Below are 17,105 nucleotides of genomic sequence, written 5' to 3'. Positions count from 1 at the left end.
AAAATATGCCGGAATACACTATGTATATTCCGGCATATTTTTACACATACTCAAACATATCCTTGGCATCTTCCTTTTTAGTGGAATCTGCAATCATTGTAACTCTGACCTTCACCGTCTTGTTGCCAAATTCTATCTCGATAACATCTCCAACCTTGACATCGGTTCCGGCCTTAGCCACTTTGTCGTTGACCATGACTCTTCCGGCATCGCATGCCTCGTTCGCCACGGTTCTTCTCTTGATGATTCTGGATACCTTAAGGTATTTATCAAGTCTCATATCAAACCCTTAAAGATTAGTTGATTGAATCCTTTAATGCCTTTCCAGCCTTGAACTTAGGTGCCTTTGAAGCAGCGATTGTCATTGTCTCGCCAGTTCTTGGGTTTCTACCCTCTCTAGCTGGTCTCTCTGATACCTCGAATGTACCAAATCCAACTAACTGAATCTTCTCACCTTTCTTTAACTCATCTGCTACAACGTCTGTGAAAGCCTTTAATGCTGCCTCAGCGTCCTTCTTTGATAATTCTGTCTTCTCAGCGATTGCTGCAACTAATTCTGTCTTATTCATTAGATAATTCCTCCTTTAAAAAATAAATGCTCTCTGTCATCCGCCTGCTACCCGCAAAAGCAGAAAACTCTGAGCTCAACATGTATAGTTATACCTAAAATGGTTATATTTGTCAAGGAAAATAAGGGATTTCGAGGCCGAAACCCCTTGATTTTACTCACTTTTTGCCAAATTCTTGCATTACCGGCTACCCTTCCATCTGTTTGCCCAGAAATGCCGCCGCGATCACCGCTGCTTTTTGCTCTATCTCACCTATTCTGTGTCCGCTGTCACGCACTATCACGATGACAGAGCCCACTGCATCGCCCTCTGATATAATGGTCTGCACCACCTGTCCATCGTAATCCAGGTCGTCTGTGGTTATGTGTATGAACTTCGCATCGCCTTTGCGGGCAACTATCGCTTTCCTGTCGTTTATCACGCTCTCAAGCTCACTGTGAAGCTCCTTGCCCATCAGCTCCTTCTTCGGCATTCCCGCCACCGCTATGACTGAATCCCGGTCCGTGATGGCAACCGGCAGTCCAAGGCTCTGGGATATTGCCTCCACATACTGCTGTGCAAATGCAGTCAGATCAGCCATGGGCGAATACTTCTTGAGAACTATCTCGCCCTCCTTGCCGGTAAATATCTCCAACGGGTCGCCTTCTCTTATTCTGAGAACCTTCCTAATCTCCTTAGGAACAACTATTCTTCCGAGATCGTCTATCCTTCTCACTATTCCTGTCGCCTTCATAAACAGTATTAACCCTCCATTGCATGTTAAATAATTGCTTTGGAGTTATTATGTGGAAAATCATCAAAATTATTCTTCCACGATCCCAGCCAGCGTCATCTTTAGATCCTCTGCGCTTATCGGCTTGGCTATGTATCCGTTCATGCCCACCTCAAAGGCTTTCTTACGGTCTTCGTTGAACGCATTTGCAGTCATAGCGATTATAGGTATATCCGCCAGGCGTCTGTCGTCCAGCTTTCGTATGATCATGGTTGCCTTGTAACCATCCATGTTCGGCATCTGTATATCCATGAGGATGAGATCGTAGTATCCCGGCTCCGCTTTCTCCAGCATGTCTATACACTGGATTCCGTCTGCGGCTCTGTCGACCTCCATGCCCGCACCGACAAGTATCGTCATTGTTATCTCAGCGTTCAGATCGTTATCCTCCGCCAGGATTATCCTTCTGCCCTCAAATGAATAATCCTCGTTGCGCTTCTCTACCGAACCAGCATCCTCAACATTCTGGGATATACGATGCTCAAGTGTAACAGTAAATGTCGTACCCTTTCCCGGTTCACTCTGCACATCTATATCTCCCCCCATAAGGTCGACTATCTTCTTAACTATAGCCATGCCAAGTCCTGTTCCAAACTGTCCGCTCTCCGTGGATGTCTGTTCCCTGCTGAAATCCTCAAATATATGCTCCAGGAAATCCTCCGACATTCCAATTCCCGTGTCACTGACCACTGTGCGTATCCTCACATAACCATCCCTGTCGCATGGAAGCTCATCGATCTTCACCGCAACGCTGTCTCCTGGAAGAGAATACTTATATGCGTTGTTGATGATGTTCATGAGTATCTCTTTTATCTTCACTACATCACATAGAACATTGTTATGCTTCACATTCACATTCCATGTAAAGTCTATGTTCTTCTCCTTCATCTGACTTTCAAACAGCCAGTACACCGAATCAAGACTTTTAAGTGATATACTGCTCTCGTCCAGTTCTGTCTTGCCGCTCTCTATCCTTGCCATCTCCAATACATTGTTGATAAGGGACAGCAGATAATCACTTGATGATCTGATCTTGGCTATATAATCGCGCGCCTTGTCCTGGTCGGACAGGTTGTCATTCAGAAGGTCTGTGAAGCCTATTATCGCGTTCATAGGGGTTCTTATATCATGAGACATGGAGTTGAGGAACACCGTCTTAGCGTTGTTAGCCTTATTCGCCATATCCAGGGCATTCTCCAGCTCGTGGTTGGCCTTCTCGATAACCTCAAGCTTCTCAACCTTTCTAATATCCTCCATGCAGAGCTCTATATACACGAACATCGCCGAAAGCGTCAGTCCAGCCAGAACATAAGAACCACCCGCAACAATCTGCAACACTGAACATATAAGCGCAGGTATGAGTTCTATAGTTATGATGACGGCAGATCTTTTCTCTCTTCTGGTAATGGAATATACTATCGCACTGACGAGTGTCACAAATACATAGGTATATGGAAGTACCACCTGAAGTGCGAACAATGCTCCTCTGCGATACATGCCCGTATCATCCACGTAGAAAAGCCAGCCTGTCCACCACGAGACCACACACAGCACAATCATCAGAACAAGCGGAATACTGCGCAATACCCGTATTATCTTTTTTTCCACAAATAATGAATTCTGTATACTCTCGAAAAAATAAAACAATTCATATGTCACAAATGTCTCTGCGATCATGAATCCGCAATTCAACACAAAAACCACCGCGGCCGGCATACGCACCAGTCCTGCGTCAACCATTCTTACAGGTATATTTATTATCTGGAAAGCAATTACTCCGAATACAAAATGAGAAAACAATCTTATGATCTTATTATTTCTTTGATTAAGACATCTCACACCTATATAGAGCATGATTATCAGTATGGTGTATTCACACATCATCGTCTGCAAGTGCTGTGTCATATTTATCCCCCCCTTAGCGCAATACGCTGAATTCTTTGTTATGACTGCTCCATACCTCGTAGAGCATTTCCTCAAACTTTCCTATGTTCACCGGCTTGGACAGATATCCCTTCATCCTTGCCCTTGGTAGCATTGAACTCATCAACCAGATTGTCAAATATTGCCTGCTGGGTTCCATTGTAGTAATGCCATATCTTCAGTGATACCGGATGATCTGGATCAAGATTCACATTCTTCGCTGTATCGCCGTCTGAGTCACCACAACCAGCAAGCATACTCACGACCATAACGGCCGCCATCATTCTGGCAATAGTCCTCTTCTTCATCTTATAAGTCCCCTCTCTTTTCTCTCACTACAATGATCTATTCAACACTCTTAAGAGCATTTACAGTTATCTTATACTGCTCACTGACCTTCTCATACAAAGCCTCATATCCATCAAGCTCTCTCCCCCTGAGCTTCTCTGTCAGATCCGAGCTCACTGTATACAGATTCTTAAGTCCAAGGTTCAGACATATCCCCTTCAGTGTATGTGCTGCCCTGAATGCCTTCTCAGCATTCTTCTCCGTAATAGCCTCTGTCAGTTCATTGTAGCTTCCATCATCTATAAACTTAAGTGCGAATCTCTGTATAAGGCTCTCACTGCCAAGTCTGCCAAGTACATCCTCAAAATCTGCTCCTATTGTATCATAACACTCTCTGATGTTCATATCTGGTTCTCCTTCTTCATCTCATATCTGCACACAAGCTCTTCAAATTCCTGTCTGGACTCCTTGAAGCACTCTATAAGTCTCGGTGAAAATGTTCCACACTCTCCATCAAGTATCATCTGATATGCCTTGCCCTTCTCTATAGCCTTCTTGTATACCCTGTCACTCACAAGAGCGTCATACACATCCGCTATGGACACAAGCTGTGCCGATATCGGTATATCCTCACCGGCCAGTCCGTCAGGATAGCCCTTTCCATCATATCTCTCATGATGGTGGCGGCATATCTCATAGCTGATCTTCTCGTATTCCTCACTCCACGTGCCTGCAATCTGTGTAAGTATCTCACAGCCTTTTGTCGTGTGGGTCTTCATATATTCAAACTCTTCATCTGTAAGCCTGCCCGGCTTCAGGAGCACACTGTCCTTGATGGCTATCTTGCCTATGTCATGAAGTGGACTGGCTGCAACTATTACAGCTATCTTCTCCGGTGTAAGGCCGTACTCCGGATATTTCTCCGCAGCCTTCTCTGCAAGTATATTGGTAAATTCCTTTACCCTCTTGATGTGCTCACCGCTCTCAAGATTTCTGTATTCAACAACCGTGCCTAAAACGTCCACTATCTTCTCATTGGTCTCACGTATCTGCTCTGCCTGAGCCTGAAACAGTTTGTTCTTCTCCTCCAGCTCTCTTGTCTGCAGTCTGACTTTATCCTCCAGATGATTCTTATACATGAACAGATCCACGGTATTCTTGACCCTGCGTCTGACTGTCACAATGTCAAATGGCTTTCTGACGAAATCCGTAACCCCCATTTCAAGACACTTTACCTCAACATCCCTAGCAGATTCCGCACTTATGACTATTACCGGTATCCTGTCAAGCAGTCCGTGTTCTCTCATGTAATCAAGCACCGCGTATCCATCGACATTCGGCATGATCAGATCAAGGAGCATCGCTGTTATCCCTTCACTCTCAGACTTCAGTATGTCTATGGCCTGCTCACCATCAGCAGCCTGGATCACTTCATACTTATCACCAAGTGCAACTGCAAGTATCCCTCTATTCAGCTCAATGTCATCGACTATCAATACTTTTTCTCTCATTTGATCCACTCCTCAATGTAGTATTTTCACTTGCAACCGCTTTTGTATTTTTCATATATTGGATCTTTTGTATAATTACGCAAGCTCTTTGTAAATACCCACATTAATTCTATTGTCTTTAACAAATATTGTCTATGGAATTAATTGCCATTAATATGGATTTTTTCTCTCAAAATAGGTAAAATTGTCTTAAAAACAGAGCCTTATGTATTAATATTTCAAAAATCTACACACATAAAGGGGGTATTTTATGGATAATTTTGTTATACTACAGCAGATGGTTGCCATTGACAGAGCCCAAAACCGTTTTGAACTCCGAGCATCCATACAGACTCTGCTCCGTATCATCGGAAGTTGCACTTCGTCAGAACGAGTTTATATTTTTGACTGGGATGAGACTGACAACATATTCCGCAACTCATATGAGTGGTGCGGTGACAATGTGCAGCCATGGATTGACAATCTTCAGTCCGTGGATTCCGCCGACATGCCTTACTGGCTGGAAGCATTTGAGCGCGGCGACAGTATGATCATAGATAACGTGGAGGATGTGAAGGATCTCATGCCTTCCGAGTATCAGCTTCTGGTCATGCAGGATATTCACTCTGAAATAGCATTTCCTATCTTCTATAAGGACCAGCTCAAAGGCTTTATCGGTGTGGACAATCCCCACATAGAGAGTTCGGAATCCTTTATAAGTCTGCTTGGGGTTGTGGGCGGTCATCTCGGAAATGTAAGGGAGACTCTCAGAATGACCGAGCTTCTTGAGCAGCGCAATAATTCTCTCGAAAAGAGCCTGTCGGATCTGAACCGTGAAAGGATGTTCTTGTCTGTTCTGTGCACGGACTACATATCCGTCTACTGCGTGGATCTTCAGAATGATTCTCTCGAGCCTTTAAAGCTTGACCCAGCGGCAAATGCTGCCCACATACACGACATCAAAGCTGAGAAAACATTCTGCTACTCAGAGCTGATCGGACAGTATTACGAAAAATATGTTATCAAAGAATCCGCCCCGGACTTCACAGAAATCCTCAGCACAGAGCATATACAGAATCATCTTGCCGCTCACCCTAAGCTTTCTTACAGATACCGGGTGACTCCGAACGCAGTGGGCCAGGAAAACTTTGAGGCTGAGATATTCCCTTTTTCAGCGGCTTCATCTTCAAGGGTGCTGATTGGCTTCAAGCAGATAGACGAGCTTGTGAGCTTTGAACAAAATTCGAGGAGGCAGCTCCAGGAGGCACTTGACGAGGCTAACCTGAACAATGAGATCATATCCGCCATAAGCAAGATCTACTTCTCAATATACAGGATAGATATTACACAGGACATGTACGAGGAGGTGTCCAGCGATAACAAGGTACACAGACTTACAGGCCGCATGGGAAGAGCTTCCTCCAAGATGAAGGAGCTGTGTCACCGCTTCGTCGTTCCCGAATATCAGGACAAGATACTTGATTTCTTTGATCTGTCGACCATCGCAGAGCGTCTCCACACAGACGAGACCATAGCCATGGATTATCTCGCCAACGACGGCAACTGGCACTCGGCAAGATTTATTGTGAAGAAGCGAGATGCTCTTGGCAACGTGACCAACATACTGTATGTAACAAGGCTTATCAGCGAACAAAAGAGACGTGAACAGAGCTGGATGCTCCTGGCAGAGGAGGCCAACAAGGCAAACGAGGCAAAGTCCGAGTTTCTGTCCAAGATGGCTCACGACATAAGAACACCTCTGAATGCCGTAATGGGATTTGCCGACATAGCAAAGCGATCACTAGGCGATCCAAGCAAGATGGACGACTGTCTGGGCAAGCTCAGGACGTCTGGGGCTTATATAGAACAGCTCGTCAGCAACATCCTTGACATAACGAATCTGGAAAACGGCAGACAGCAGCTTAAGCCTTGTGAGACATCTGTATCCGAGCTGTGTCATACTCTGAACATGGTTTTCGATCAGGCTCTCATGAACGACGGACTCAATATAACCTTCAACTGTCACGATATATATCACGACTACATCCTGGCCGATGGACTCAAGCTGAAACAGATCTACTCTAACCTGCTGTCTAACTCCATCAAGTTCACCCCTGGTCATGGCGACGTTGGGTTTGAATTATATGAGGAGAATATACCTGGCTCCGATAAGATACGTCTCGTAGCCAGAATAAGCGACACGGGAATTGGAATAAAGCCTGAATATCAGGCGAGCATATTCAACAAATTCTCCCGCGAGACAGACACCAGGATCAGCAAAGTGCGCGGAAGCGGTCTGGGGCTCGCCATAGTAAAGGAGCTTGTGGACTTAATGCAGGGTACCATCACAGTACAGAGCAATCCGGGTGGTGGAACTATCATCGAGGTAAGCATCGACGTCCCTTATATCATAAAGGATGATCTGTGGTCTGGACAATCCGGTGATAGCAGCGACGCAGAATCCCTGTGTGTAGGAATGCACCTTCTGGTGGCAGAGGATAACGAACTCAACTATGAGGTCGTGTCTGAACTTCTGGGTATGAATGGTATTTCCTGTGAGCGCGCTGAGGACGGCTCCGTGTGCGTTGACATGTTCTCCACATCTGCTGCCGGAACCTACGACGGTATCCTTATGGATCTTCAGATGCCTGTGATGGATGGAATCTCGGCGTCCTACGCCATAAGAAAGCTCGAGCATCCGGATGCACAGAACATTCCTATCATCGCCATCACCGCCAACACATTTGCTAAAGATCTCGAAAGATGCCGTCTGGCGGGCATGAACGAACACCTGTCAAAGCCGCTGAACATAAGGCAGCTTATAAGCATCCTCTCAAAATTCAAGAAATAAAAAAGTCAAGAAATAAAAAAGTCCCTGTATGATATTTCAATCATACAGGGGCTTTGCCGTTATTACTTATTCATGATCGCATCTATAGACTTAATGCATGCACTCCTGAGGCCTGACTCCTCGAGGGATGCAACACCGCAGATGGTTGTTCCCGCAGGGGAACATACATTGTCCTTCAACACGCCGGGATGCTCCCCTGTCTCTAGCTGAAGTTTTGCTGAACCAAGTATCATCTGTGATATGAGTCTGTACGCAGTCTGTCTAGGCACACCATACTTAACCGCTGCATCCGCATATCCCTCTATGAACAGATCCACAAATGCAGGACCACAGCCGGTTACTGCGCCTCCTATTCCCATGAGATTCGATGGAAGCTCCTCCACAATTCCCACAGCCGCGAACAGCTCTTTGATCTGTGTCCTTTCTTCCTCCTCAAGGGAATTCTGTGCTTCAAAGAGCATAACTCCCTCATATACCATTGCCGGAGTATTCGGCATCACAAACTGCACTCTCACCGAACTGTCAAAATACTCACTGTACTTCTTAAAATCCCAGCCAGCTGCCACCGACACAAGAGCCTTGCCGTGAAGTCTCTCTCCTATCTCAACGAGAACGTCATTGATCTGATAAGGCTTGCATGCCATGATGACCGTATCCACGGCATCCACCAGCTCTGCAAGTGTCTTACACGGGGTAAATCCATACTTCTCTGAGTTCTTCACCAGCTTGTCATAGTGTGGTGCATATGCATATACACTCTCAGCCGCTATCTTTCCTGAATTCACAAATCCTGCGCATAATGCCTGTGCCATATTACCCATGCCTATGAAACCTAATCTCTCCATGATACATTCTCCTTCTTTCAAGCCTTTATATATTTTGTCTTTTATATCTGTCTTACTCAGCCATCCGGCGAAGCTTCTTTGCACGCTTCTCCTGATAGAGAAGTCTGTCGGCAGTTGCAAGCGCCTGGAACACATCCACATCCTTGTCATTATCTATGGTGCAGAACATGAACAATCCTCTGATACCTTCAGAAACAGTCTCCATATATCTGTTGACCATCTCCGGGCATCTGTCTGCAAATTCTCCGATTATGCCCTAGTGCAGCAGACTGCTTATAGTAGCAGCCACATCTTTATCTCCTATGAGAGATATGTTATTTATACAGATAAAATCATTGACCTTTTTGCTCTTCACAAAGTCAAGGATGTTTACCTGTGAATATCTGTAATCTATGATATATATTTTGGAGTAGTGATCCACAAGAAATGGAATAAATGCATTTCCGTAGGACTCCTTCATTACTACACACGATGAACCGTCTGTCACATTCGGGTTCTCTATCACTGCCATCGGCGTGTCACCGCCCACAAATGTAGAATACATGGTTCCCTTATCCCATCCATTCACATCCATTATGACATTCCACTTCTGCTCCGAGCCATCCTCGTTCCAGTAGGTCATGTCATTTGTTCCTATCGGTTCGTAGGCGTATATAGTATCAGGATTATTCTTCATGTCAGAGTTCTGCAGGGTGCTGTAGAAGCTTCCGAGGAATCCCTTGAAGGTATCCGTCTTCCTCTTGTCACGTGGAATGGCCGTTATGCCCTTCGTCTTGCAGAAATCCTCATACGCATAGTACGCGCCATCCGCGGTCCAGTGGTGATCTGTCCTGAAGAATATATATTCATCCTTATGCGCCTTTAACGTGTCAAATATATCGACCGTCTTCACGCCATTCATCATGCCATAGTAATACTCTATCGCCTGTTTCTGATCGGAACCGCCAAGCTTATCCAGCTCGTCATCCGATAGCAGGACACCTGAATTGTTCGGCACAAGAATATCGTACACATTTGTCTGGCCCGAGAGCTGTGCCGCTGCATTGTTGATAGCATCTATATATTCTGTTGCGGAGTCCTGAACGAAATAGTACAGGCTGTACGCAGAACCATCCTTCACATACAGGTTGTCCTGAAGCTGCTTCTGGAACGCCTTGTCCATAGCCTTTGAATCTGGTGGATCGACCGTCTGGACCGAACCGCTCTCAGTTGTCGCATCCTGCTTGTTCTTCGATGTCAGACTCGCAGGAAGTCCTATCTCAGGATCCTCTGTCGTAACCTCCGTGGTACTCTCAGTTGTCGCCTTGCCTGCATCATCAGGAGTGGCGGTCACCGCACTCTTGTCCACATCAGGTATCTCATCGCCCTTGGCATTTCCTCCAACCACCTGCGTTCCGAGCTGTATTCCGTACAGCTTCTTAAGGCTCTGGTCAGCCGACACAAGCTTATCCCTCATAGGGTATGTGTCAGAATACCACAGTGACACGTCCTCGAAGTATGATCCGTCGAGGAATGACGTTATAGTGAATGACGGAAACTTTGCAAGCGTCCTCTTCTCCACCGTGGATTTCTTAGGTCTGACAAAAAACAGCAGACCAATAAATGCTCCTATCGCCATGACTGCGGCAAATATAAGAACACCCAGAGTTCTGAATTTCTTTAATTGTTGTCTCTGACTTCTGGTATATCTTCTCTTCATAAAAATCACCCATTAAAACTGGAAATACAGGAAAGGATTATAGCTTGCACCCACAAGCGCCAGCACTGAGATCACGAGCATAAGTACCGGTGTTATCATCTCAGTTACATTGAACACGTTGAATACAAGTGGGTTGACCTTTCCAACTTCTATAGCCCATTTTCTGAGTCTCTTGCCCAGATCCGTACACGCAATACATGCAAATATCAGGAAGAATATGTTCTTCACAAATATTGTTCCAAGTGCCATATTTGCAAATCCCGATGTTCCTATTCCAAACATTCCCGCAAGCACTGTTCCAAGCTCACGAAGGCTCTCAAATCTGAATATGGTCCATCCGAACAGGATAACGAGCAGCGTATATATTCTGGATGCCACAGGGCCGAGTCTTCCGCCCAGATAAAACTTCTCCAGAAGGAGGAAGCCCAGATAATAAATTCCCCAGAATATATAATTCCAGCTTGCTCCGTGCCACATTCCCGTGAGAAACCACACGATAGCCATGTTGCGGATGTACTTCGCTGTGCTGCATCTGTTGCCGCCAAGCGGTATATATACGTAATCCCTGAAGAATGAGCTGAGTGATATGTGCCATCTCCTCCAGAAATTATTTACCGATGTAGCCATATATGGGTAATTAAAGTTCTCATCATAGTGAAAACCTACCATCCTTCCCATTCCGATGGCCATGTCTGAGTATGCTGAGAAATCAAGGTATATCTGAAGCATATACGCTATCATTCCAAGCCACATTTCAAGTGTCGTCTGAGCCTTGAGGCTCGCCACTCCCGCCGGGAGCAGGGTGTCGGCTATGCTGGCACAGGAATTGGCCAGTATCGCCTTCTTTGCCAGTCCGACTGAAAATCTTCTCAGTCCCATGTATATGTCGTTCGCTGTTATCTTCCTGTTGTCTATCTGATCAGCAACGGTCTCATATCTGACGATAGGTCCCGCTATACACTGATGGAACAGACTTGAATACAGAAGGAGCTTCCAGTATTCTCTCTGTGGTCTGACTTCGTTCCTGTACACATCCACCACATATGATATGAGCTGGAATGTATAGAAAGAGATTCCTATTGGGAGAGCTATTCCAGGCACGGTCTTCGGCACGCCGAACACTGCCTTTATGTTGCCGAGGAAAAATCCCAGATACTTGAATATCGCAAGACAGCCAAGCATTATCACAAGGTCACACACAAGATAAAACTTCTCAGATCTCTTGGTATATCCGGCACGTGCCTCATCTATGCGAATGGCAAACAGCCAGCTCACCAGAGTCTCTCCCGCCAGGAGCAGAAGATATCTCGGGCCTCCCCAGGCATAGAACACCAGTGAAAATATCAGCAATACCTTATTGCGTTTCTCAGGGCTCACCGCAAAATATGCTATCAGGTTTGCAGTGAGAAAAACAAACAAAAATATTAAACTCGAAAAAACCATAAATATTCTCCCATCATGTCAATCGGCTGTATTATACTTCACAACAGTCAACAACACAATATTAATAATGATTAACTGTACGCTTCGGAATAGGCGCCTACAGATCGACCATCTGCACTTCCCTGTTCTTTGATATTCCATTCACCATGAAGCTCACTCTACCGTTACCGATCACGATATTTTTCTCCTCTGCACCTATATCAGTTCCCACACTGTTGATCACCTGTGTGTTGATATCCGAGTTGGAGAATTCCAGTCTGGCGGTGTGGGTGCTGTTACCCATGGCGTAGGCATCCTTGCCCTGTGCCACCACCTTGACGTAAGCGTACTGTATGCTGACGTCCGTATCGCCCCCACGGCAGCCTATACCATAACATTCATTTGCCCTGATGTTCATGGTAATATTGATATTCTTCATGGCAACCCTGCAGAACTTTCCATTCATGGTTCCTATGACTGCTGTCGAGATGGATGCCCCGGATATCTTGCCGGATATATTGTCAATAGCTATATCCGCGCTTCCGTTATATGAACCTATGGATACACTCCTGGCGATTCCATTGTATATCTCCATGTCACAGTTCTCTATGTGAAGAGTGCAGTCGCTGTCCATACAGCCTATCATCACACCCTCCTGACCTCTCTGATCTATCTCGTATCGTCCGTGTCCAATATATATATTACCGCCAAGGCCGGATCCTATTCCAATGCCCCTCATTCCGGTGGCCGTTATGGACAGCGTTCCATCCTGATTGAAATACAGATCTCCGTGTCTCGACGCAAAATCGTTTCCTATTCCAAAGTATCTGCCACCCGCAAGTGTGATCCTCAGATCTCCATCTCCGGCAAGCTCGAGCTTTGACGACTCGGCTACCTGTATACCGCCTGTGCGCAGCTCATTGTCCCCGGTGAGGACTATCCTGACATCGCAGTTGTCTTCTATCTTTATACAAGGTATGCCCTTCTCTCCTCCAAGGCTTATGCTGTCCACCCTGAGCTCGCCTCTGAAGCCGTCTCCTATGGTTATCAGCATGTTGGACTTGAAGCCCGGTGTACCTGTCATGTTGACGTACCTGTACTGGTCATCTATCTTCTTGAAATCAAGCGCCGTATATTTGTTAAATGCAAGCTGAACCATCGATATCTCGTCTTCATCGGTTATGACATAGGTCTTCTTGCCATACTTTGTGATCTCGTTCTGATTGTACTGGACTATCTCGTTTATGATCCTCTTATCTATCTCGGCAATCGCCTCCGGTGAAGGCTTCGCCGTATAGTAACCCTGAATGAGATCTGCGCCAAGTCTGATGACCTCCTTGAGTTCAACATCCAGCTCAACGCCCTCCGCCAGAGTGACGATATCATTGTCATGCGCAAATTCTATAATATCCTTAACAAAATGCTGCTTCTGCGGATCCTCATGTATATTTGTCATGAGCATCCTGTCTATCTTCACGTAACGCGGCATATATCTGAGAAGATTGTTGACATTTGAATAACCTGAGCCATAGTCATCTATGGCGGTCTCTATGTTCATCCTGCCGTACTTGTCCTTTATCTGATCCAGTAGCTGGTCGCTCATCTCAGCCTCCTCGGTGAATTCCACGACCACCTGTCCACCAAATTCCCTGAGTTTGCTCTCTATGACAGCGGTGTCCTCCTCCGACAGCCTGCAGCCCGGTATACTGTTAAAGAATATCTTTCTGCCCTCAAGTTCCTCTCGCTTGTCCTCAACGAGTCTCAACACATTGATAAATGTGGCTCTCTCCACATCGCTCAGACGTCCAAGTCTCTCAGCACTCTGTATTATGTCGAGAGGAGACATGTACTGCTCTCCTGCCGATCTCATGAGCACCTCATAGGCATAGATCTGACCTGTGCGGGCATTAACTATAGGCTGGAAATGATATGTGAGCAGATTCCTGTCAAGAATCTCCGTGGCAAGCTTGTCCTTCTCTATATCCTCCTGTGACAGCTCTGCATTTCTCGTGCTCTCAATGTACGCCTTAATCTTGGCATTGTTCTTGTTGCTTATGAGTGCGTTCACATAGTTGTCCAGAGCCTCCGCATTCGCAACCATCTGTCTGTCCACCGCATAGCATATCTCCATGACAAAATTGTCGCCATTTGTCCTGTTAAACTCCCTGGTACGGCTCTCCACACTCTTAACTATGGCGTCTGCGTGATCCTCCGCATCTCCCATCACCTGATATGCCACGATGAACTCATCGTTACACATTCTCATACATACGTCTGATTTCTCAAGGGATGCCGAGATCATTCTGGCAAGTGCCTGTATGGCCTCGTCCCCGACCTTTCTGCCGAGACTTGCATTTATCTGTCCCAGTCCCTTTATATCTATAGCCAGAAGCTCAATGCTCCTGCCATGTGCAACGGCATCGTTACACATATCCCTGCACCTCGCCATAAATCCGTTATAATTGTACACTCCGGTCAGATCATCACGGATCTGCGATGCATTGACCTTGTCCAGAAGCTTCTGAAGACTCGCCTGTCTGTAGAACGCCTCCATGCCCTGCATGATCTGCTTGATCCATGTGCTATATGAAATATCGTACGCCCTGCACTCGCTTCCATAGCTCACAACCGCATATCCAAAACATCTGTCGTCGAAATTGAGTGGAGTGAATATGTAAGCCTCAGGTCTGTCCCTGTCTGCATCCAGCTCAGGTATCAGTCTGGACACGTCAAAACAGTCATCGAAATCTATCGCACCGTCTCCATCACCGCAGCTTCTGATGACCCTGTATATATTCTTCGTGTATCCGACTCTCAGTGCATTTGACCCCATCATGACCTCAGGAAACTTCCAATATTCATTCAGGCAGAGACTGAAACTGCTCATGTTGCCATCCGTGTGGGCATACTGGAATATGGTATTGTAGAATTCCCTGTAATCTCTCTGGGATAACAGATCCTCCATCATATGGTTATAGTATGAACCATAGCTTCCCGGCTGAGCATTCATATCCCATGCCGTCACGTCTCTCTTTCCCGGCTTCTCCGTACACTGCTCACATCCACAGCTTTTTCCCCAGTGTATAGACGCACTGCTCCTATAGTTCTCCAGAGATCTTCCGTTTATCTCTGCGTCTATCCATTTTGCGGCGTACTCGCCGTCAACCTTTGCAGGTATATCAACCGATGTCAGCGGTATGACTCTGTCATCGTTCGTCTCCGCAGCGTCATATCCCGTTATCGCTATATCCTCAGGGACCCTCACGCCTCTCTGTTCCAGCTCAGCCGCCAGCCCCAGTGCCATGTGATCACTGGCACACACCACAGCCTGTGGAAGTCTGTCTCTGTTCTCTGTTATCTCCATTGCGGTCTGGCGTCCTGAGTCAAACCAGTTATTGCCATAGTAGACCGACGATTCATCCACATCGATACCATGACTCTTCATGCTGTCAAAGAATCCCTGCTTCTTCAGCTCGGAATTGGCATTATTCTCCCAGCCATCAAGCAGCACTATATCACGGTATCCGTGCTCTTCTATGAGATGATCCGTAAGCCCGCATATATTCTTTCTGTGATCAATATTTATGGATTTATATCCTTCTATCTCGTCGCCGACTATCAGTACCGGGCCATCAAACTCATGCTCCACACGCCACCGGAGTCCCTCCTCTGTTCCCGGAGTCCTGATCCTGTCAGTACATATGACCACCGCATCATATTTGTCAAATTCTATCAGGTTGAATATGTTGGCGTCCCCCACTTCTCTGCTAGCTGTATCCTGATACTTCAGATACATTGAGAACACGCACACATCATAATCAAGCTGAAATGCCTTCTCAAAAAACCCCGAGAGGAATCTACCCTGGGTGTACTCATCAGCCTGGGCTGTCAGTACCGCAATCCTCTTCCTTGTCATAACATATACACCCTTTACCCTTTTAATTTTTACCCCCTGGGCATCGTATCCACCAAATAACATGCCCATAATTAGTATAATTCTATCACGTTCTGTCGAAAGTGTATATCTTTTTTATTTTGACGTATCACCCATGCTTCCGGCACGCAAAAAGGACGCATATACGGAAAATCTGTATTCCGGTATGCGTCCCTTTGTATGGCTTTATAATATGCTCTATCTCACGATTAGAACTCTGCCTCAACACACTCAAGTGCTGCTGCGATTACCTTGTCCATATCATAATACTTGTACTGTCCAAGTCTTCCGCCGAATATTACATCCTTGCGTGTCTCTGCAAGCTCCTTGTACTTCTCGTAAAGCGCATTGTTCTTGTCGTTGTTTACAGGGTAGTATGGCTCTACGCCCGGCTTCCACTCTGCTGAATACTCACGGCTGATAACTGTCTTTGGCTGCTTTCCAAACTCAAAGTGCTTGTGCTCGATTATTCTTGTGTATGGAACATCTCTGTGTGTGTAGTTCACAACAGCATTTCCCTGGTAGTTCTCCTCATCGAGTACCTCTGTCTCGAATCTTACTGAACGGTACTCAAGTGGTCCGTACTGGAATCCGAAGAACTCATCGATCATACCTGTGTATACAGTCTTGTCTGCGATGTCAGGATTCTCCTTGATAAAATCGAAGTAATCTGTGTCAGTCTTGACCTCAGCGCCCTCAAGCATCTTCTCAATGATCTGTGTGTATCCGCCCATTGGGATTCCCTGGAAACGGTCATTGAAGTAGTTGTTGTCGTATATGAATCTCAGAGGCAGTCTCTTGATAATGAATGCAGGAAGCTCTGTACATGGTCTTCCCCACTGCTTCTCTGTGTATCCCTTGACAAGCTTCTCATACACATCTGTACCGGCAAGCTTGAGTGCCTGCTCCTCAAGGTTCTTTGGCTCTCCAATGTTCAGATCTGCGATCTGCTTCTCAATGATTGCCTTTGCCTCTGAAGGCTTCTTGATTCCCCACATCTTGCTGAATGTGTTCATGTTGAATGGAAGGTTGTACAGCTCATCCTTGTACGAAGCTACAGGTGAGTTAATGTAGTTGTTGAACTCTGCAAACTGGTTTACATACTCCCAGATCTTCTTGTCAGATGTGTGGAATATATGTGCGCCATACTTGTGAACGTTTATACCCTCCACCTGCTCTGTGTAAATGTTGCCTGCAATATGTGGACGCTTGTCTATAACCAGACAGCTCTTGCCTCTCTTGCCTGCCTCGTATGCAAATACTGCGCCGAATAATCCGGCTCCTACTATGAGGTAATCATACTTTGCCATGT

At 46.0% G+C, this 17,105-nt stretch carries 14 protein-coding genes; 1 reads left to right on the top strand and 13 read right to left on the bottom strand.

Annotation, left to right across the window (positions count from 1 at the left end; genetic code table 11):
* Positions 1–40: 40 nt before the first annotated feature.
* The 7 genes from DWW60_RS03925 to DWW60_RS03895 form a co-directional block, all read right to left on the bottom strand.
* Entirely contained in the window at positions 41–280 is a 240-nt protein-coding gene (locus DWW60_RS03925; RefSeq protein ID WP_015534610.1) for an RNA-binding S4 domain-containing protein, read from the bottom strand.
* Between the two features lie 16 nt (positions 281–296).
* On the bottom strand, positions 297–569 hold the full coding sequence (locus DWW60_RS03920; protein WP_015534609.1) for an HU family DNA-binding protein: 273 nt from the start codon (positions 567–569) through the stop codon (positions 297–299).
* Positions 570–756: 187 nt separating this feature from the next.
* A complete protein-coding gene (spoVT, locus tag DWW60_RS03915; RefSeq protein ID WP_015534608.1) occupies positions 757–1,302 on the bottom strand; it encodes a stage V sporulation protein T in 546 nt (181 codons plus the stop codon).
* A 69-nt stretch (positions 1,303–1,371) separates the two neighbouring features.
* Positions 1,372–3,246, bottom strand: a complete 1,875-nt coding sequence (locus DWW60_RS03910) for a hybrid sensor histidine kinase/response regulator (protein WP_117874416.1) — start codon at positions 3,244–3,246, stop codon at positions 1,372–1,374.
* 71 nt (positions 3,247–3,317) lie between these two features.
* Positions 3,318–3,572, bottom strand: coding sequence for a hypothetical protein (locus DWW60_RS03905; RefSeq protein WP_117550161.1), 255 nt, complete (start codon positions 3,570–3,572; stop codon positions 3,318–3,320).
* A gap of 37 nt (positions 3,573–3,609) precedes the next feature.
* Complete coding sequence (locus tag DWW60_RS03900; protein ID WP_117550159.1) at positions 3,610–3,957, bottom strand: Hpt domain-containing protein; 348 nt, start codon at positions 3,955–3,957, stop codon at positions 3,610–3,612.
* Positions 3,954–5,063: an HD domain-containing phosphohydrolase gene (locus tag DWW60_RS03895; RefSeq protein WP_117874415.1), complete on the bottom strand. Its 1,110-nt coding sequence runs from the start codon at positions 5,061–5,063 to the stop codon at positions 3,954–3,956. Before DWW60_RS03895 ends, DWW60_RS03900 begins: the two co-directional genes overlap by 4 nt.
* A gap of 250 nt (positions 5,064–5,313) precedes the next feature.
* On the opposite strand from DWW60_RS03895, the gene DWW60_RS03890 reads away from it, so the two are divergent.
* Positions 5,314–7,893: a hybrid sensor histidine kinase/response regulator gene (locus DWW60_RS03890; protein ID WP_117874414.1), complete on the top strand. Its 2,580-nt coding sequence runs from the start codon at positions 5,314–5,316 to the stop codon at positions 7,891–7,893.
* A gap of 62 nt (positions 7,894–7,955) precedes the next feature.
* Here DWW60_RS03890 and proC read toward each other — a convergent pair whose 3' ends face one another.
* The 6 genes from proC to glf form a co-directional block, all read right to left on the bottom strand.
* Positions 7,956–8,738 carry a pyrroline-5-carboxylate reductase gene (gene proC, locus DWW60_RS03885; RefSeq protein WP_055272153.1) on the bottom strand — a complete coding sequence of 261 codons (783 nt, stop codon included), beginning with the start codon at positions 8,736–8,738 and terminating at the stop codon, positions 7,956–7,958.
* 52 nt (positions 8,739–8,790) lie between these two features.
* Entirely contained in the window at positions 8,791–8,943 is a 153-nt protein-coding gene (locus DWW60_RS13380) for a hypothetical protein (protein WP_158565871.1), read from the bottom strand.
* 51 nt (positions 8,944–8,994) lie between these two features.
* Complete coding sequence (locus tag DWW60_RS03880; protein WP_015534599.1) at positions 8,995–10,437, bottom strand: DHHW family protein; 1,443 nt, start codon at positions 10,435–10,437, stop codon at positions 8,995–8,997.
* A gap of 12 nt (positions 10,438–10,449) precedes the next feature.
* A complete protein-coding gene (locus DWW60_RS03875) occupies positions 10,450–11,880 on the bottom strand; it encodes an MBOAT family O-acyltransferase (RefSeq protein ID WP_117874413.1) in 1,431 nt (476 codons plus the stop codon).
* Between the two features lie 97 nt (positions 11,881–11,977).
* A complete protein-coding gene (locus DWW60_RS03870; protein WP_117874412.1) occupies positions 11,978–15,844 on the bottom strand; it encodes an EAL domain-containing protein in 3,867 nt (1,288 codons plus the stop codon).
* A gap of 158 nt (positions 15,845–16,002) precedes the next feature.
* Positions 16,003–17,103, bottom strand: a complete 1,101-nt coding sequence (glf, locus tag DWW60_RS03865; RefSeq protein WP_015534596.1) for a UDP-galactopyranose mutase — start codon at positions 17,101–17,103, stop codon at positions 16,003–16,005.
* Between the last annotated feature and the right edge of the window lie 2 nt (positions 17,104–17,105).

The sequence above is a fragment of the Coprococcus sp. AF16-22 genome (assembly GCF_003461545.1).
GTDB lineage: Bacteria > Bacillota > Clostridia > Lachnospirales > Lachnospiraceae > Coprococcus > Coprococcus aceti.
Note: the sequence above shows the minus strand (reverse complement) of the source record. Positions and strands in the feature narration are given on the sequence as shown.